Source organism: Flagellimonas rhodophyticola (genome assembly GCF_049332665.1).
Classification (GTDB): Bacteria; Bacteroidota; Bacteroidia; order Flavobacteriales; family Flavobacteriaceae; genus Flagellimonas.
Genome location: NZ_CP186326.1, coordinates 1299705 through 1317547, shown reverse-complemented (window position 1 = coordinate 1317547; position 17843 = coordinate 1299705). Strand labels below are relative to the sequence as shown.

At 37.8% G+C, this 17843-nt stretch carries 16 protein-coding genes; 11 read left to right on the top strand and 5 right to left on the bottom strand.

All coding sequences use genetic code 11. From position 1 onward, the window contains the following. The first annotated feature begins 6 nt into the window (after nucleotides 1-6). Both ACOKFG_RS05885 and ACOKFG_RS05880 read left to right on the top strand, forming a co-directional pair. Nucleotides 7-909 carry a universal stress protein gene (locus ACOKFG_RS05885; RefSeq protein ID WP_299487981.1) on the top strand — a complete coding sequence of 301 codons (903 nt, stop codon included), beginning with the start codon at nucleotides 7-9 and terminating at the stop codon, nucleotides 907-909. 87 nt (nucleotides 910-996) lie between these two features. Continuing rightward, nucleotides 997-1932: a pyridoxal-phosphate dependent enzyme gene (locus ACOKFG_RS05880; protein ID WP_422862026.1), complete on the top strand. Its 936-nt coding sequence runs from the start codon at nucleotides 997-999 to the stop codon at nucleotides 1930-1932. A 41-nt stretch (nucleotides 1933-1973) separates the two neighbouring features. Here the strand turns inward: ACOKFG_RS05880 and ACOKFG_RS05875 are convergent, their stop codons facing one another. After that, complete coding sequence (locus ACOKFG_RS05875; protein ID WP_298793978.1) at nucleotides 1974-3077, bottom strand: bestrophin family ion channel; 1104 nt, start codon at nucleotides 3075-3077, stop codon at nucleotides 1974-1976. Between the two features lie 224 nt (nucleotides 3078-3301). Between ACOKFG_RS05875 and ACOKFG_RS05870 the strand changes: the two genes are divergently transcribed. The 4 genes from ACOKFG_RS05870 to ACOKFG_RS05855 all read left to right on the top strand — a co-directional run bounded on the left by ACOKFG_RS05870 (nucleotide 3302) and on the right by ACOKFG_RS05855 (nucleotide 6500). Then, complete coding sequence (locus tag ACOKFG_RS05870; protein ID WP_298793977.1) at nucleotides 3302-3712, top strand: EthD family reductase; 411 nt, start codon at nucleotides 3302-3304, stop codon at nucleotides 3710-3712. Nucleotides 3713-3748: 36 nt separating this feature from the next. After that, on the top strand, nucleotides 3749-4597 hold the full coding sequence (locus ACOKFG_RS05865) for a DUF5694 domain-containing protein (RefSeq protein ID WP_299174954.1): 849 nt from the start codon (nucleotides 3749-3751) through the stop codon (nucleotides 4595-4597). 98 nt (nucleotides 4598-4695) lie between these two features. Further along, nucleotides 4696-5166: a MarR family transcriptional regulator gene (locus ACOKFG_RS05860; RefSeq protein ID WP_299174953.1), complete on the top strand. Its 471-nt coding sequence runs from the start codon at nucleotides 4696-4698 to the stop codon at nucleotides 5164-5166. A 2-nt stretch (nucleotides 5167-5168) separates the two neighbouring features. Continuing rightward, the gene (locus tag ACOKFG_RS05855; RefSeq protein ID WP_422862025.1) at nucleotides 5169-6500 is read left to right on the top strand and encodes a S41 family peptidase; all 1332 of its coding nucleotides are present in this window, start codon (nucleotides 5169-5171) and stop codon (nucleotides 6498-6500) included. A 15-nt stretch (nucleotides 6501-6515) separates the two neighbouring features. Here ACOKFG_RS05855 and ACOKFG_RS05850 read toward each other — a convergent pair whose 3' ends face one another. The 4 genes from ACOKFG_RS05850 to ACOKFG_RS05835 form a co-directional block, all read right to left on the bottom strand. Beyond that, a complete protein-coding gene (locus tag ACOKFG_RS05850) occupies nucleotides 6516-7637 on the bottom strand; it encodes a helix-turn-helix domain-containing protein (RefSeq protein ID WP_422862024.1) in 1122 nt (373 codons plus the stop codon). A gap of 52 nt (nucleotides 7638-7689) precedes the next feature. Then, on the bottom strand, nucleotides 7690-8388 hold the full coding sequence (locus ACOKFG_RS05845) for a hypothetical protein (protein WP_422862023.1): 699 nt from the start codon (nucleotides 8386-8388) through the stop codon (nucleotides 7690-7692). A 157-nt stretch (nucleotides 8389-8545) separates the two neighbouring features. Continuing rightward, nucleotides 8546-9253 carry a LytR/AlgR family response regulator transcription factor gene (locus ACOKFG_RS05840; RefSeq protein WP_422862022.1) on the bottom strand — a complete coding sequence of 236 codons (708 nt, stop codon included), beginning with the start codon at nucleotides 9251-9253 and terminating at the stop codon, nucleotides 8546-8548. Beyond that, nucleotides 9250-10311, bottom strand: coding sequence for a sensor histidine kinase (locus ACOKFG_RS05835; RefSeq protein ID WP_422862021.1), 1062 nt, complete (start codon nucleotides 10309-10311; stop codon nucleotides 9250-9252). Before ACOKFG_RS05835 ends, ACOKFG_RS05840 begins: the two co-directional genes overlap by 4 nt. Nucleotides 10312-10529: 218 nt before the next feature. Between ACOKFG_RS05835 and ACOKFG_RS05830 the strand changes: the two genes are divergently transcribed. From ACOKFG_RS05830 to ACOKFG_RS05810, 5 genes are all read left to right on the top strand, one after another. Next, nucleotides 10530-12914, top strand: coding sequence for a TonB-dependent receptor domain-containing protein (locus tag ACOKFG_RS05830; RefSeq protein ID WP_422862020.1), 2385 nt, complete (start codon nucleotides 10530-10532; stop codon nucleotides 12912-12914). A gap of 101 nt (nucleotides 12915-13015) precedes the next feature. Next, nucleotides 13016-15337, top strand: coding sequence for a TonB-dependent receptor domain-containing protein (locus ACOKFG_RS05825; protein WP_422862019.1), 2322 nt, complete (start codon nucleotides 13016-13018; stop codon nucleotides 15335-15337). A gap of 14 nt (nucleotides 15338-15351) precedes the next feature. Continuing rightward, nucleotides 15352-16044, top strand: a complete 693-nt coding sequence (locus ACOKFG_RS05820) for a family 16 glycoside hydrolase (protein ID WP_422862018.1) — start codon at nucleotides 15352-15354, stop codon at nucleotides 16042-16044. Nucleotides 16045-16090: 46 nt separating this feature from the next. After that, complete coding sequence (locus ACOKFG_RS05815; RefSeq protein ID WP_422862017.1) at nucleotides 16091-17080, top strand: sensor histidine kinase; 990 nt, start codon at nucleotides 16091-16093, stop codon at nucleotides 17078-17080. Beyond that, nucleotides 17077-17739 carry a LytR/AlgR family response regulator transcription factor gene (locus ACOKFG_RS05810; RefSeq protein ID WP_422862016.1) on the top strand — a complete coding sequence of 221 codons (663 nt, stop codon included), beginning with the start codon at nucleotides 17077-17079 and terminating at the stop codon, nucleotides 17737-17739. The genes ACOKFG_RS05815 and ACOKFG_RS05810 overlap by 4 nt, the downstream gene beginning before the upstream one ends. The last annotated feature ends 104 nt before the right edge of the window (nucleotides 17740-17843 follow it).

Here is a 17843-nt window from a genome sequence, read left to right as displayed (position 1 = left end):
GATGGAATGCAAAAAATTTTAATACCTACCGATTTTTCAGAGAACGCATGGAACGCTATTGATTATGCCATGCAACTGTTTCGCAAAAAGACCTGTACCTTTTATTTACTTAACACCTATACTCCGGTTATTCCAAGCAGTCGCTTTATGGCCAAAATGATTGACGGTGTCCGAATCGTAGATGCAGTTCGAAACTCCTCTGAGGAAGGTTTACAGAAAACAGTGGACCGGATAAGGCGTAAATACCGGAATACGAAACATCAGTTCGAAACTGTTTCTTCCTTTAATTTGTTGGTAGATGAGGTTACAGATATTGCAGACTCTGAGGGAATTCAATTAATTGTTACCGGAACCAAGGGCGCGTCAGGAATTGATGAAGTCTTTATGGGAAGTAATACGGTTAGAATTATTAAAAGCACTAAGAAATGTCCCGTTTTGGCCATTCCACAGCACTTTTCTTTCGTAACTCCATCTGAAATTGCTTTTGCAACAGATTTTAACCGCTTTTATACCTCATCAGAGTTGAATCCGCTATTGGAGTTGGCCCAAATGTTTCAGGCAACCATACGAATTGTCCATGTACAATATGGTATCAAAGCGTTATCCGAACTTCAGCAGTTCAATCTTAATATGCTAAGACGCTATTTGGATGGTACCGAACATTATGTGCATACGGTTTCTGAACTCAATTCGGTATCCCAAACTCTGGAGATTTTTTCTGAAGAACTCGATATCCATCTGTTAGCCCTATTAAATTATCAGCACAGTTATCTGGAAAAAATGACCCGGGAACCTGTGGTTAAACGTACAGCTTTTCACACGCAAATTCCATTATTGGTAATACCTGAATTAGGCATGGAGGGTGTATCCCAAAATATGGAAATACATAAGAGTACGGTTTCCAACTAGTCATCCTTTTTATCATATTGGGTTTATTTTTGAATAATTCAGATGAATCTTTCTATCATCATTATCTTTATGCATCAATGCATTTAGATGGACAAACAACAACTTATTCAGTGTCATGAACGGATAAAACCGTTTATCCATAATACCCCAGTACTTACTTCAAGACTTATTAATGAATTCGTAAATGCCCAAGTGTTTTTTAAGTGTGAGAATTTCCAAAGAATGGGGGCTTTTAAAATGAGAGGGGCAACTAATGCCATCCTACAACTTTCAGAGGGGCAACGAAAAAACGGGGTAGTGACACATTCTTCCGGAAATTTTGCACAAGCACTTTCATTGGCCGCCCAAAGTTTAGGGGTAAAAGCATTCATTGTGATGCCAGACAGTGCTCCCCAGGTCAAAAAAGAAGCTGTTAAAGGATATGGCGGTATCATTACGGAATGTGAATCCACGCTGGAGGCAAGGGAAAACACCACAAAAGAAATTGAACAGCGAGAAAGAGCGACATTTATTCATCCCTCCAATGATGACGATGTTATTTTAGGGCAAGGAACTGCTGGAAAGGAATTACTGGAAGTACAGCCAGATTTAAATTATATCGTCACTCCAGTTGGCGGAGGAGGATTGATTGCGGGAAATGCCCTAGCGGCAAGTTTCTTTGGTAACAATTGTAGAACCATTGGAGGAGAACCTTTTGAGGTTGACGATGCTTACCGTTCCATGCAAAGCGGAACCATTGAAACCAACTCGAGCACAAATACTATCGCAGATGGACTTAAAACTCAATTGGGCGATAGAAACTTTCCCATTATTCAACGGCATGTAGATCAAATCATTCGCGTAACAGAGCAAGAAATTGTTGCATCCATGAAACTAATTTGGGAACGCTTGAAAATTGTTTGCGAGCCCTCTAGTGCTGTCGCCCTAGCAGCTGTTTTGCGTGACAAAAAGCTTTTTACTGGAAAAAAAATAGGTGTAATCATATCCGGAGGAAATGTGGATTTGGAAAAACTACCTTTTTAAACCATAAAAATGGAAGTCCAGCTTATGTTGGACTTTGAAAATCACATCACAATATCATTCTTCCATTCATAGGCCGCTGGAATATTGTCATCATCTATCAATTGACGGATATCAATTTCAATTCCTCTGCTTAAATCGGTAATGGGCACATCATTAGGCCCTCCTTCAAAGGGATTTTCGGTATTCTCCCCAATGGCTTCCATAGTATGAAAAACCCAAGATATCAAAGCACTGAATGGTATCGAAAACCAAACGAAATGCTTTCCTATAAAAAGTTGCAGGTTTTGGGTAATCTCAAAATAAGCAGGACTGACCTCCAAATATTGAATAATCTTGTTTCCGATATCCTCAAACTCTTCCATTATACCAAAAGGTAACAAAAGGATGAAAATCCAAACAAAAACATAGTTTAGTGTTGCGAATTGCCTGGGGTATGGAAAATTCTTTATTCGCTCACTTTTTCCTTGCAGCGTGTAAAACTCCGTGAGCATCGACATCATTTCCATATGCCTGAAATCTTCTATTAGCCCTTCGTTCATCAGTTCACCCAATCGTCTGGATTGAATACCCAATAATTGCGAGGCTTGGTTTCCTTTGGCAAAAACCTCATCCACTTCTTGTTTTGGAATATATGGGGAAATCGCTTCTTCAATAGGTATAGTATCTTCGCAAACTGTGTATTGAGTTGCTCTAAACTCGCTGTTCGATTTTGAATTTTTCAGGTGCATTTCCCAAGGTTTGTCCTTCCGTAATTGATACCTCAATGCGGTTAACCATGCAACATGTCGATGCACCAATTCCCGTTTTATGGTCTTGAGTTCTTCATCGCTTTTTGAGCTCTTTGCGTGTTCGTTGGTAATAAAATCCTTGACCATGATAGTCCACGAACGTGAAGCGTTTACAATACCTCCCCATATTTTGCGGGCTTCCCAAAGTCTATCATATGACGCATTGTTCTTAAAACTGACAATGAACGCCACTGCTGTACCTAAAACTCCTAAGGGAAGCCATGGCACATGTAACCATTTCCATCTAAGGATATCGAACAAAAAAACAGGAACTGTGGCTAAAAGAAGAAAAAGAAAAATGTGTCTCCGCGTCCATCTGATTACTCCCTTGACCGGGAATATGCGTCTTGTATACATAGGTTGTGATTCATATTGTTGGTTCTTCTAAAAATAGGGATTTTCTCTAAAGTAATTTGTACGGATGGTTTTGACCGATTTAAAACCAACCTACTTTCTATCAACAAAACCTTGGTCCTATCCTCTAAAAAGCAAAATGTTCGAATTAAAGTCTATTACTGTATCTTTATTCAGAAGTTACATCAAGAAACCAATCTTTTTATCAATCATTAAATCAAACTAAAATGAAAGCCAATATTATCCTTTGTACCCTTGCTACTATAGTCTTTCTCGGGAGTTGTCAGCAGCATGGATCAGCAGAAACTTCCAAAGCTAAAAAGAGCATGATCAAGGTAACCATACTATATCCCAACAGTGAAGGAAAAACCTTTGATATGGACTATTACTCCAAAAAACACATGCCTATGGTTGCAAATTTATTGGGCGATTCCTTGAAACTGCTGGAAATCGATAGAGGCATTTCCGGTAGAACTCCTGACGAGCCCATACCCTATTTGGCCATTGGGTATTTATATTTTGACAAACTTTCGGCCTATCAAAATTCTTTTGGACCAAATGCCAAACAGATTGTGGGTGACATTCCTAATTACACCAATATTCAACCAGTTATACAAATTAGCGAGGTACTAGAATAACACTTAACACGAAAACTTCTGAATAAACCAAAGACAATGAATCGAATTTTAATTATTGTTTTAATGGGCCTTGCCATGAGTTGTGGTACCCAATCGAAGGAACCTGAGCAGGAAATCCAAAAAGCTGACCCAATAATTTCAGAGTCCAGCGATAAAATCAAAGTGTTGAACTTTGCTACGTTTCACATGGGCTCCACCTCCGATGAAACCAGTGTAGAATTTGATGAAGAAGACAAAAAGAATCAGCAAGATGCAAAAGAAATAGCCAAAATGATATCGCGTTTTCAGCCGAGTGTCATTTGTGTTGAAGTACCACTGGATGAAAACGATGAGTTGAACACTAAATACCATGCATATTTAAAAAACCCTGAAAAAGCATCAACCTATTATGGAGAAGTGGGCTTAGTTGCTTTTGAGGTGGGACGAGTCAACAATATTCAAAACCTTCATGGTATTGACCATAGAATGAGCTATAACTATAACATCAACGAAGAATTGAAGAATGTTTTGGATTCGGTCACCTTTGGTAATTTCAAATCCAATCCCTTTGCGTCCATTCCTGAATTGAATGTGTTTGAAGAAGGTCTGTCCTTGATGGAAAAACTGGAGCGAATGAACCATCCCAAGTTTTTGGATTTTTTGATTACCGCCAACGCGGACATATTGACCTACATTGGAACCGAAAACGGTTTTGAGGGTGCTGATGAAGCAGCAAAGTATTATCAACGTAACCTAAGAATTTACTCCAACCTAAATAGGCTTCCTCTTAAAAAAACTGATCGGGTTTTTATTCTTTCTGGAGGAAGTCACACTGCATTCTTGAATGGATTTTTAAAAAGAAGTCTCAAGTACGAAGTCGTAAATACGTTTGACTACTTGAAATAATTCTTCACAAACAAGAAGCAATACAACTCATAGAGACTACTTAATCTGTGAATCACAAAAATTTTCATATAATTGATATATCAATTATATTCGCATCAATGATACATTCACAAATAGCACCCCGTTTAGAGCATGTTCTCTTTTATATCCTCGAGAAATCGATTAAGTCATATCGCCAATTTGCGCAACGCAATCTCAAGAAAGTAAATAAAGACATCACCATTGATCAATGGCTCATTCTTAAGACGATTCATGATAACCCCAATATTAGCCAGCGTGAAATAGCCGAAGCTATTTTTAAGGATGTAGCTTCTGTGACGCGAATGATCGAGTTATTAGTATCCAAGGGATTTTTATTACGATCTTCTCATTCCGAGGATAGGCGCAGACATGGCTTGAAGCTCACACCCATGGGAAATATAACTCAGGAAGACCTTATGCCCGTAATCATTCAAAACAGGAGTATCGCCCTTGAAGGGTTAAGCGAAAAAGAAATAGAGACCTTGAGGAACCTCTTGCAAAAAATTATCCTCAACTGTACAAATTCTCAAAATCAAAAATCGAAATAATCATGAAAAAAATCTTTATCCCATTAATTTTATTGGCAGTTGGAATCTTCTGCCAATCCCTTACTCAAAGCTCAACCGACAAATTATCTGGAAAAGAGCAGAAAGAGGTTATTGACTCCGTAACCACAATTCTAGAGGCCAACTATATTTTCCCTGATGTAGCCTCAAAAATGAACGATCTTTTGCAAAATAACTACAAAAAAGGTTCGTACAAAAAAATTGATGATCCCATCCAATTTGCCCAAGTTCTGACCGAAGATCTTCAATCGGTCAGCAAAGATTTGCATTTACGTGTGCGCTTTGACCCTAATGGTATTTCGCAAATGAGAAATGCTGCCGTTTCGACCGAGGATAGTATCGCTTTTGCAAAAAGTAGATTGATGGCAAGAAGAGCTGGCAATTACGGTTTTAGAGAAGTTCGAATTCTTGATGGTAACATTGGGTATCTTAATCTAACTGGATTTTCAAATGTAGATGAAGAAGCCGGCGCTGCTGCGCAGGCCGCTATGAACTTTTTGAGCAATGCTGATGCCTTGATCATAGATCTTCGCCAAAATGGAGGTGGTAGTCCTTCCATGATACAGCTAATCACCAGTTATCTATATGATGAACATCCTGTGCACTTAAATAATTTTTACAGTAGACCGGACGATTCACACTCTCAAACTTGGACCCTACCCTATGTTCCCGGTAAGCGCAGGCCAGATATGGACGTGTATGTCTTGACCAGTGGAAATACTTTTTCCGCTGCAGAAGAATTTAGCTATAACCTTCGAAATCTTGAAAGAGCCACTTTGATAGGTGAAACCACCGGTGGAGGTGCACATCCTGGGGGCACACAAATTGCTACGGAAAGATTTACTGTTTGGGTGCCAACAGGTAGAGCGATCAATCCCATTACAAACACCAACTGGGAAGGAGTAGGCGTTAAACCTCATATGGAAGTATCTGCAAGCGAGGCCCTTCAAGTAGCAAAGGTCACTGCATTGGAAACTCTAATTGCACGTTCAGGAACTGAAAATAACTTTCATCTGCAATGGGCGCTTGATGGATATAAAGCGGAAGAAGGTCCAATAACAATTGATGCCGCCACTTTGAAGTCCTACGCGGGGAGTTACGGCCCTAGAAAACTACGCTTTGAAAATGGCAAACTATACTACCAACGTGAAGGTAATCCAGAGCATGAACTGATTCCGATGAGTTCCAACATGTTTATGATAGAAGCGGTTCCCTATTTTAGAATTCGAATGATGGAGGAGAACAGTAAAATAGTCGGGCTTCGGGGATTGTACAGCAATGGTAGAACCGATGAAAACATGAGGTCAGAAAATTAACCTGGGTATCCGGTCTTATTGTATGTTGATATCCTGAGCTTGTGAAAAGTATTCCGAAGGAGATAAACCGATTAAATTCTTAAACGATTTATTAAAGGTCGTTTTTGAGTTAAAACCGACTTCTTGTGCAAGTCCAAAAAAGGTTAGATTCTGTGCTTTATCGGCCCGGGCCAAGACAATAAACTCTTTGATGCGGTAATAGTTGACAAAGTCAAAAAAGTTCATTCCAATTCGTTCATTTAACAAACGTGCTAATTCAGGATTATTGATTCCAAGCATTTCGGCAAGTTCTGCTTTTAAAAGCTTTCGATTCAGATAGGGCTTTTTTGACACCATGATGTTTTCCAGCTTCACTTTGAGCTGGTCTAAATCGGCATTGGTAAGTTTTGATTGACTATATTTTTGGGAAAGTTGTAACGATTTAATTCGAAACAAATCAGGTGCTATCATTCCATAATAGGCAATGAAAAGAATGATAAAGGCAATGCTCAACCATATCAACTGTCGTGCATCGCGTTCCAAAGTTTGTAAACCCAATAGACTAATTACATAAATAATCGTCCATACCAATAGACAAACCCCGATAGCGATCAAAAAATAGAGGAAAAATTGGGTTTTTATTGTATAACTCAGTTCATTCTTCAAGGTTCTTCGAAATTGGAAAAACTGTCTTAGACTCAAAATCCAATATGTGCTATTTATGAAGAGACCAATCCCAACAAAAACACTGACCATTCGGTATAGCTCCCCTGTTTTGATTCGTTCCACAATCACCTTATCCGAGGGCGCCATAAAATAAAAAATCACAAAGAGGATGTAAAACAAGGCTGGTACGTAGTGCACCAAATCTTGTCTCACAAAATACCTGTTCATTAATGAAGACCTAGTAAATAGGTAAATAGTGGAGCCAAACAAGAGGATAGCAAATTCAGAAAATGAAATTAACCTGAAATTTGTGCCAAATACTTCTGAAATATATAGCACCCGACCACTTAGACCAATGAATAGAACAAAAATCAAAAAAGCAATATAGCCATTGACATGTTCTCTATTCTTTTTGGAAAACAAATAAACAGACAACAGGAAAAAGCTCTGAAAAAAAGCAAAATACACAAGCTGATTTACAAATGTTTGCATAGGCATATAAAACCGATAAGTGATTCTCCCTATCGGTTTTATGTTTTTTAAATTATTGAATAACGAACTGGTTCACATTTTCAATACCCACATCTCCCATTTCCTCATTTTCCTTTAGGAAGTTGTCAAAGGCACTCCTGTCTCTCCATTCAATCAATGCTACATAATCCGGTTTGTACATGTAACCAACGGATGACTTTGCATCGGTTAGTTCTAAAATAACCTTACCCTTATTGTCCTTAACTTTTTTCAACCATTCTTTTTTAAAAGTATTGAATTCGGTAGTACCGTCTTGCCAATAAGCAGTTGCCACATAAACTTTATTTTCATCGATTTCCAGAGAAACATCTTTTTGCATTTCATAGTAAGCCAAATAAAAAGACGACCACATGGCTCTGCGCTGTTCATGGAAATCAGGCACCTCTTTTAAAATTTCGTTCAGAAACTTTTTCCTGCTAGATAAATTTGTCCATTTACCAAAAACAAATGTGCTGGGTTGGTAACCTCCTTGGGTCGTTTCCAATACGGATAAAAGGGGCTGTGGCTGATATCCTGTTTTTAGGGCAAAGGCAAACGCTGTTTCCTTATATTTTGGGAAAAACTTTGGAAGCTCTGGTTTCCCTTCAAACAATAAAATATCCAAAACTTCTCCTTTTTTAAATGCCAGTTTCTTTACTTTTCCTTGGCCGATAGCCATAAAAGTTCCAAGAAAAAGGACACTGACCAACATTACCAATTTTTGCTTTCTCATTGTAATAATTTTAAGATTAAAGATTATGTCGCTAATCTATGCTGGTCAGGATTCTGGCCAAAGTAAATACAGTTTGAATGGGTACGCATACAGTATGCGGTCTTGTTTTAAGGCTTTTCCATGATTCTCAACCATTACTTTGAAGAAGAGAGGTCTTTTAAATAGATTCCAAAAAGGGAAGCAAATTATTTTTGTAATTGTTGCCGATGGGAATTTCTATGCGACCCACTTCAACATCATTTTTTGTAAAAGCAGTAATTTTTTCACTGTTAACTATATAGGAACGATGCAATCGGATAAATCGGTCATCCAATCTTTTTTCAAAACTGGAAATACTTTCTTTAATGGTCAGGCTTTCTTCTTGCAGATGAATATTGATGTAGTCTTTGAAGCTCTCCACATATAAAATAGAATCAAATATAACTTTGATTTGTTTTTTTGCTTTGTTCACGAAAAGATAGTCTCCCTTACCCCCTTTTGATGGAATAACAATCTCTTTTTTGTCAGTGTTTTGCGATTTTAAAAATTTTTGGATGGCCAAAAAAAAGCGATCAAAGAAAATCGGTTTCAGTAGATAGTCCAAGGCATTCATATCAAAGCCATCCACCGCATAGTCACGATAGGCCGTGGTAAAAACAACCTGGGGTTTATGTGCCAGGCTTTTAAAAAAATCAGTGCCTTTTAGTACAGGCATTTCAATATCTAAAAACAGTAGGTCTATCTTTTGACCACTTACAACACCCACCGCTTCAATGGCACTTGAACAAGAGGCTACCAATTCAAATCCGGGTATTTTCTGCAGGTACCCTTCCAATAATTCCCTAGCTAGCGGTTCGTCATCAATAATTACACATTGATACTTCATAGTTTCGCCAGTTTCAGATTCGCTGAAAATGTATTTTTCCCATTTTCAATAATTAAATCGTAGGCTTTCGGGTAGAGTAATTCGAGCTGTTTTTTAATATTTTGTAGTCCTATGGATTTTTTATCCACAGCAGATAGCGACCCCGTGGGCTTTGTATTTTCGACCTTGAATAGCAATTGTCCTTCTTTTTTTGAAATATTGATATCAATTCGCGCCTGCTCTATTTCGTTTGACACACCATGTTTAAAAGCATTTTCAACAAAGGTGAGCAGCAACAGAGGTGCTATTTTTTCTTGACCCGTCACATTTTTACTGAATGAAATATTAACCCTTTCCGCGTATCTTATTTTTTCAAGCGATAAATAGTTTTCAATCAGTTCAATTTCTTTTTCCAGAGCTACATAGGGTTCATTGCAACGATAGAGAATGTAGTCCAAAATCTCAGAAAGCTTTTGAATCACCTTCGGAGCATCATCCGACTTTTTAAGCGTTAGCGCATATAGGTTGTTCAAGGTATTGAATAGAAAATGTGGGTTCAGTTGATTCTTCAATGCTACAAGTTCTGCTGTTTTCTTTTGCTCATTCAGCTTTAACAATCGTTGCTTTTCAACATATAGTTTTAAAACGGATAACAAAATAGTAGGGTAAAGCAGATAAAGACTTTTGACCACAAATTCGTTGAAGTTGGTCAGTCTTCCCACGAAAGAAGGATCACTAAATCGTTTCACATAATTCACATATGTGGCCGAATAGTTCGGCTCAAAATACTGCATGTATATCAAAGTGCAGATGATATAAAAACCCAATAAGGTAATGGTAATTGCAATTGCAAAAAATACCGTTCTCCCTTTATTGAGAAGAAAGGGAACCAATATTTCAAGAATAATAAATGCCATGGCTATCTGCAGCCCAGCCCGAATGCTATAGGTGATGACCAATTCTTGTGTGGTGCTATAGTACCATCCGGAAGTTGATGCGGAAAACGCAAAGACCAACAATCCAAATACTAAATATTTGAACTTGGAAACTTCTAAAAAGTGCTGAACTCGCTGCCACATACGCAAAACTATTGGAGATAAAGGTACAAATCTATTCAGGCGCTTTTTTGGATATCGGCGAACAACAACTTATGGATGTCAAAAAATCGCTTTTCGTCGATAAAACTATTGGGCACTGTTTTTCTTCTATCCGACAACGCTCCAACGCTCTATATCTACGGTAACATTTTCAAAAACAGAGTCTTTCTAAATTCGGCGAAAACACAATTTTATCCAGCATGAATTCAAGAGTTTCAGTATTTAAACCTATCCTCCAGCACTTTTCGTTACTAATTTTCGTCTTATCCGGTATTTGCAGCTATAGCCAGGGAAGTATCAAAGGAACCATCTTGGACAAAACTTCTCAAGAACCTATTCCTTATGCCAATGTAGTTCTTAAATCAGGCGAAACCATTGAAACAGGAGGTATCACTGATAGCAATGGTGTTTTTAATGTTGCAAGTATAGCGTTTGGCAATTACGATTTGGAAGTACAGTTTATAGGTTACAAGACCATATCCCTACCCATAACTTTGAGCAAGAATGAGAAAAAACTAAGTCTTGGAAGTCTTTATATTGAAGAGGATGCTGTGGCATTGGAGTCGGTGGAAGTAGTTGCTGAGCGTTCTACCATTGAACAAAAAATTGATAGAAAAGTCATCAATGTGGGTAAAGACCTGACGACCGTAGGAGCATCTGCAAGTGACATTATGGGGAATATACCCTCAGTAAGTGTTGACCAAGACGGTCAAATTTCCTTTAGAGGTAATGAGAATGTCCGCATTTTAGTGGATGGAAAGCCCACAAATATCGATTCGAGTGACCTATTGCAGCAGATACCATCAACATCCATCAAAACCATCGAATTGATTACTAATCCATCAGCAAAATATAACCCTGAGGGCATGAGTGGCATCATCAATATTACCCTCAAAAAAAATGCTTCATTGGGTTTTAACGGATCATTGAACTCAGGTATCACATTTGGTCGAAGAACACGCTACAACAATGCATTAAATTTAAATTACCGGATAGGTAAAATCAATTTATTTGGCAGCTATGGCAACCGTTTAGGCAAAAATGTCACCAATGGAGAAATTGTCCGATTCAGGGATGGCACAGGTCAATTCATTAAAAGTATTGCTGACCGCTCCTCTCATCTTTTCAAACTAGGCTTGGATTTTTTTATCAATGACAAAAACACATTCTCGTTTTATACCAATCAAAATAAATTCGACGTCTTTTTAGATGCCACAAGAAACATCCTTTTCTTCGATACTCCAGAAATAGATTTCAATCAATTTGACCTGGTAAATCGAGATAATACTAACGCCACTTACAATTTTGATTTAAAACATGAATTTGCCAAAGAAGGCCATTCATTGGAATTGGAAGTGGATTACAACACTTTGAAAAGCAACACCAATAACGATTTTGATTTTAACGGGAACAGTCCTCTAGCAAACTACGATGAATTCATTGATGATACACGTACCAACACTACCATAAATCTTGATTATGTTAATCCCGTTTCAGAAAATGCGACCTTAGAAATTGGTTTGGAAACCCGTCTTCGTCGGATTGAGAACACCTATAATACTAACCGCATGGATTTCAATAATTCTGATTTTTCCTATGATAGAGATATCCACTCCTTCTACACTACTTTCAGTCAAAGCTTACAAAAGTGGCAATACAATATTGGTGTTCGATTGGAAGATTATACTGTTGAAACCGAGTTCGACGAAGTTGGTCAATCCCAGTTTACTTTTACCGATGAATTGTTTAATGTGTATCCGTCTGGATTTTTGAAGTATACCCCAGATGCCGAACAAAAAAATTCCTATCAATTAAGCTTTGGTCGTCGGATTGACCGTCCATCATTGAACCAAATCAATCCCATACGGCAGTTGAGCACACCGCAAATCATTATTACGGGTAATCCAAGTCTGGTTCCCCAGTTCACCAACTCATTGGAATTAAACTACAGCAGAAAATTGGAAAAGGGAAGTTTCACCGTAGGAGGTTTTTACAGAAGAATCAAAGATGAAATTAATAGGAGAGGTTTTTTCGATGAAGACAATCCAACTGTGTTGATTATCGATTATGACAATTTTGACAGCAATAACGCCTATGGTTTTGAATTCTCACTGAACTATCGACCAACAAATTGGTGGAATTTTAACGGTAGTTTTGATGCTTATTCCCGAACACAGAAAGGAGTTATAGAAGGTGAGAACGTGCAGGTGAACAATAACTTAATGAACGCCAAGATCAATAATACCTTCAAAGTATCAAAAACCCTTACGTTTCAATGGTTCACATTTTATAGTGGTCCTCAAGAAATTCTGCAGTACGAGTTAAAAGACAATTTTTTTATGAATCTAGGCGCTCGTTATAGTTTTGCACAAGGCAAAGGAACTTTTAGTTTAAACTTCAATGATATCTTCAGAACCCAACGCTTTGCTTTTGAAACGTTTAGAACCGTTTTTCAAAGGGGGGAATTTCGACCTGATAGCAAAACGCTTTATTTAGGATTAGCATATCGTTTTGGAAGTTCAAAAAACAAAAGCGTCAAACGCAAAAAACGTGATAAAAATGAAAAAGCGGACAAACTGCTGTAAAAAGTCCATTCTCAAACGTTCACAGAGTCCGAACCATAGTTAACAGAATAAAGTTTGTACCCTTTTGATGACATGGCATATTTGAATCATAATATTCATATATGGTTCGGTTCTTTTTTTGCACATTGTTTTTATGCGCCTGCACTTTCACCTATTCCCAAAGTACCAAAGTCTTCAGCGGGACGGTCAAGGATGCTGAAACCAATGCAAACATTCCCTTTGCAACTGTGGCTCTCTTAAAAAGTCAAGATTTATTGGATGGAACATCAACAGACGAAAATGGAAACTTTACAATTCAGAATAGCCCACGAACCACCCACATTGAATTCAGTTTTATAGGATATGAAATTTTCCTCTTACCAATATCTAATATTGAAAATTCAGAAAATCTAATGATCCGTCTGCAACCATCACATGTTGTATTAAATGAGGTGGTCGTGGCCGCGGAGCAAACCACTACAACCTTAAAAATAGACCGAAAAGTAATCAATTTGGGAGCCGATTTGCAGCAAGCCGGTGCAACCGTCCTAGAAGCTTTTGACCAAATTTCTGAAATTCAGACCGATTTAGGTACCGGCACACTATCCCTTCGAGGAAGTGGCAATGTTCGCTTGCTGGTGAATGGAAAGCCTTCAGGTTTAAGTGCAGGGGAGCTCTTGGGGCAACTACCAGCTGCATCGGTGCATAAGGTGGAAATCATAACCTCTCCATCAGCTAAAAATCAGGCGGATGGACTCACAGGAATCATCAATATCGTTCTAAAAAAGAACAGGTCACGAGGTCTAAACTTGAATCTAAACACCGGTGTCGGAACAAAACGCTATAGCTATGGCTTGGATGGAAATTACAATTATTCATGGGTCAACTTTAGGTTCAATCTCTCACAGGCTGGTAGAGAAATGGATAGTCATCAAACCATAGCCCAACAATATACTAATGGTGACACCAGGGACTTTAACGCCCCTCATGACTTCAATGGTCTTGTACGAAAAGTAACTGTTGGACTTGACTTTTTCATAAATGACAACAACGAACTTTCCTTTGGATTTGACTACACCAATGACTACCACAGTTTTTTTAATAACACCTTCTATTCCAACGTAACAAACAGAGATGATTTTATTTATACCCGAAATTCATCACATACCCATAAGACCACAGAGATCAACACAAACTATCGGAAAAATTTTGCCAAAGAAGGCCATTTTATTGAACTGGATTATCATATTTCACTAAACGACAACCTCCTCCCTGCAATAGATTTTGAGGATGCTATTTTTTTATTTGAGGAAGAGCGGCGCAATGAAAATACCTTACAGCAATTTGCTCTTGACTATACATTACCTGTCAATGCGAAAGTAATTGTTGAAAGCGGGCTTTTATGGAACGACCGAAAACTTGAAAGTTTTAACTACTTCCAACCGAACAATGGGGTTACTCTAAATGAGATGTTCGATTACAGAGAACAAGTGCTGGGGATTTATGGTATGACAACGCTGCAACTAGGGGATTTTAATACACAGGCAGGATTGCGTTATGAATATTTTACATCTAATTCTGCTAATACATTAAATAGTGAAACAACAGATTTGGTATTCAAAAACTTGTTTCCATCAGTACATCTTTCATATACGATAGATGAGGCAAATACTATAAACGTTGGGTATAGTAAAAGAGTTTCACGTCCGAATTTTCATCATATCAATCCATTCCAAATGGGAAATCAATATTTCCAGTGGGAAGCTAATCCAGGGCTTAAACCAGAGTTCAGTGATAACCTCGATTTGAATGTACAGCACAACGGTAATCTTTTTAATTGGTCCCTTTCCACCTTTTATAGAAACCGTACCGATGTCATCATATGGTTGCAAGACATTGATTCTGATGGAATTCAAACTATCAGCTTTGACAATTTGGGCAAAAAGCAATCGTACGGTATTGAAACGAATCTTCGATATACCTTAAAGTCCTATTGGAATACTCAATTCTCCGCCAACTACTACTATACCAAAGTTGACCAACAAGCTCCAATAACCTTCGACAATCTTCATGCTTCGAGCATCATCTTTAAAAACACTTTTAAGATCAACAAGAACATTAGCACCGACATTACTTTCAGACATACCCCAAAAAACCAGAACGAGTTTCGAGTTATTCAACCTAGAAATCGATTGGATTGGGCCATACGAGCAAAGTTTTTCGAAAACAGACTCACCGCAAATCTTAGAATTATAGATGTACTCGATAACAATTTACGAGAAGGAACTCTTATTACGGAACAAGTCATCCAAAACGAAATCTGGCGATTTCAATCGCAAACCTTCGGAGTCTTGTTCAGTTTGAATTATAAACTCTTTCAAAATCAAGGTAAAACCAGAAACAGAAAACAACGTGATTATGACCATGGTGGTTCGCGTGATTAGTAAATAAACCTAAAATGAAGAAAAAAGTAAGATTAATGCTCAGCATGGTATTGGCAGGCACGCTGTACAATTGCGCACAGACCAATCCTAATCGAGAACTAATAACCCCGGAACAACTGTCCAAATGGCAAACCTTTGACAAAGGTAAAAGCACCGTTAACGGTAACGAGCTGATTGTTGAAGAAACAAAAGGCTCCGATGGTTACTTTTTGATAAGCCCCAATATCCTTAAAAAAGATTTTATACTTAAGTATATGGTTAAAGCATTATCCGAATCTACGGTGTTAATTAACCTGTTTTCCGTAACCCAAAATCAAGGTGATCAAACTTTTGAGTTGCCTCCAAACACATCAACACCTCAAGAGGTTTGGCAATGGCGCACTGAAATGAAACATTACAACCTTACTTTTAACAATCGTTCCCACGGTATAAAACCCTTTTTCTTCAAAAACAATTCTCCATACTCCCGTGGGTTTCATGAAAATCTACCAGGAAACATTATGGAGACCGGTGAATGGAATTCGATTGAGATAGGTAAAAAAGAGAACCGGCTCTGGTTTAAATTGAACGACAAAATTTATTTTAATGTTGAAGATTGTGAACCCTTGGGTGAAGGACGGTTAATTTTCAGAATTAGCGGCACCACAGGTGAAAATGTAATTCTTGCGAAGGCAGCATTTAAAGATATTGTGATTTCATACGAATAGCCCGTAACTTACCTTAGTGAAAAGTCGACATACATATCAAAAATTTTTGCGAATAGAACCCTGGATACACATTTTCCTATGGGTCATTGTATTGTTCTACCCTTATCTTAAATACTCTGAAAGAGAAGGCGGATATATGATGTCATTTGCCCACGAATTGAATTCTTTGGTCTTTAAAATGGCGATTTCATACTTCCTTTTTTTCTGGTTTTTTCCAAAAAGCAACAAAAGGAAGCTTTTCCCGGTGGCCATGTTGGCATTGGTGGTCAATGCCATGCTATATGAATTAACCGATAGGTATTTTCACACCAGTGACCCGCATTATTGGATGCACTTTTTCACTAATGCATTGACTTATACAAGTTTTGGAATTGTCTTTTTTGCTCTGTATTCTATCAAAAATATATACTATCAGCAGATGCAGGTCGAAGCTTTATCCCAAGATAAAGTGCAGGCTGAAATAAATGCGCTGAAAGCCCAAATCAATCCGCATTTTTTGTTCAATACGTTGAATACCATTTATGCCCATTCCTTAAAAAAGGATGATAAAACCCCAGAACTAATTTTGAAGTTGTCCAACGGATTTCGTTATCTATTCCATGAAGGACAGCAAGAGTTTGCCTCTTTGGAGCAAGAAATACAGCATATTACGGAGTATATTGATTTACAGCAGGAAAGATTGGTGGATAAAGTAATTGTTAAGTTTTCAACCACCGTTACCGATTCAAAACTACGAATAGCTCCGTTGTTATTGATTCCTTTTGTAGAAAATGCCTTTAAGTATACCAGCGTATTAAAAGGTGAAAAACACCCCATTACTATCACTATGACAAACGAAGACAATGATTTTTTCTTTTCGTGCACTAATCCGTTCAACACCAAAGCCAAAACGGCCATTGATACCGGTTGGTCAGAAAGTGGTATCGGTATTAGCAACGTCAAAAAAAGATTGCAACTTTTGTATCCTGAAAAACATGACTTAAGAATTACTGAGCAAGATCATATTTTTCGCGTCAATCTATCCATAGCCCTATGAAGTGTATAATCCTTGAAGACGAAAAAGCTGCTCAGGAGATTTTGGAAGGTTACCTAGAAAAGACTCCCTTTTTAATTCATTTAGGTACTTATGAAAGCGGTTTGGACATCCCTTTAGAAGAAATGCAATCGGCGGATGTATTATTTTTGGACGTGCAGTTACCTGAATTGAATGGCCTTCAATTTTTAAAAACGATTGCAAACCCTCCTAAAATCATTCTAACCACGGCATTCACGGAATATGCTGTTGAAGCATTTGAGGAATCTGTCGTTGATTATCTGGTAAAACCTTTTTCGTACGAACGCTTTTTTAAGGCAATAACACGGGTACATTCCCTTTTACCCACCCAAGATAATAAGCAACTGTTTCTCTATTCAGACAAGACCATTTACTCCATTTTGGCTCATGACATTCTATACATTAAAGCAGAAGTGGATTACGTAAAGATCGTAACCAATAAAAAAGAATTTTTAGTCTTGGATAGTCTGCGCAACTGGAATGAAAAACTACAAGGATTACGATTTGTTCAGGTTCATCGTTCATACCTTATTAATTTAAACCACATTTCCAAAGTTTATGGCAACCAGGTTTTTATTAAAACAGCTGCAATACCCCTTGGAAAAACCTTTAAAGAAAATTTTATACGAAAGTTGAAATAATACCCACTTCGTTATAGATAATTACTGGAGGTAAGCTGAAAATTTTCACTCATTGCAAAGGAAAAACAAATAATACCCGCAAAACCACTACCACGCCAAAAAAG

What these genes read in the sequence shown, in the direction of transcription:
- ACOKFG_RS05885 (WP_299487981.1), top strand. Translation starts at nt 7, where the DNA reads ATGCAAAAAATTTTAATACCTACCGATTTTTCAGAGAACGCATGGAAC.
- ACOKFG_RS05880 (WP_422862026.1), top strand. Translation starts at nt 997, where the DNA reads ATGGACAAACAACAACTTATTCAGTGTCATGAACGGATAAAACCGTTT.
- ACOKFG_RS05875 (WP_298793978.1), bottom strand. Translation starts at nt 3,077, where the DNA reads ATGTATACAAGACGCATATTCCCGGTCAAGGGAGTAATCAGATGGACG.
- ACOKFG_RS05870 (WP_298793977.1), top strand. Translation starts at nt 3,302, where the DNA reads ATGAAAGCCAATATTATCCTTTGTACCCTTGCTACTATAGTCTTTCTC.
- ACOKFG_RS05865 (WP_299174954.1), top strand. Translation starts at nt 3,749, where the DNA reads ATGAATCGAATTTTAATTATTGTTTTAATGGGCCTTGCCATGAGTTGT.
- ACOKFG_RS05860 (WP_299174953.1), top strand. Translation starts at nt 4,696, where the DNA reads ATGATACATTCACAAATAGCACCCCGTTTAGAGCATGTTCTCTTTTAT.
- ACOKFG_RS05855 (WP_422862025.1), top strand. Translation starts at nt 5,169, where the DNA reads ATGAAAAAAATCTTTATCCCATTAATTTTATTGGCAGTTGGAATCTTC.
- ACOKFG_RS05850 (WP_422862024.1), bottom strand. Translation starts at nt 7,637, where the DNA reads ATGCAAACATTTGTAAATCAGCTTGTGTATTTTGCTTTTTTTCAGAGC.
- ACOKFG_RS05845 (WP_422862023.1), bottom strand. Translation starts at nt 8,388, where the DNA reads ATGAGAAAGCAAAAATTGGTAATGTTGGTCAGTGTCCTTTTTCTTGGA.
- ACOKFG_RS05840 (WP_422862022.1), bottom strand. Translation starts at nt 9,253, where the DNA reads ATGAAGTATCAATGTGTAATTATTGATGACGAACCGCTAGCTAGGGAA.
- ACOKFG_RS05835 (WP_422862021.1), bottom strand. Translation starts at nt 10,311, where the DNA reads ATGTGGCAGCGAGTTCAGCACTTTTTAGAAGTTTCCAAGTTCAAATAT.
- ACOKFG_RS05830 (WP_422862020.1), top strand. Translation starts at nt 10,530, where the DNA reads ATGAATTCAAGAGTTTCAGTATTTAAACCTATCCTCCAGCACTTTTCG.
- ACOKFG_RS05825 (WP_422862019.1), top strand. Translation starts at nt 13,016, where the DNA reads ATGGTTCGGTTCTTTTTTTGCACATTGTTTTTATGCGCCTGCACTTTC.
- ACOKFG_RS05820 (WP_422862018.1), top strand. Translation starts at nt 15,352, where the DNA reads ATGAAGAAAAAAGTAAGATTAATGCTCAGCATGGTATTGGCAGGCACG.
- ACOKFG_RS05810 (WP_422862016.1), top strand. Translation starts at nt 17,077, where the DNA reads ATGAAGTGTATAATCCTTGAAGACGAAAAAGCTGCTCAGGAGATTTTG.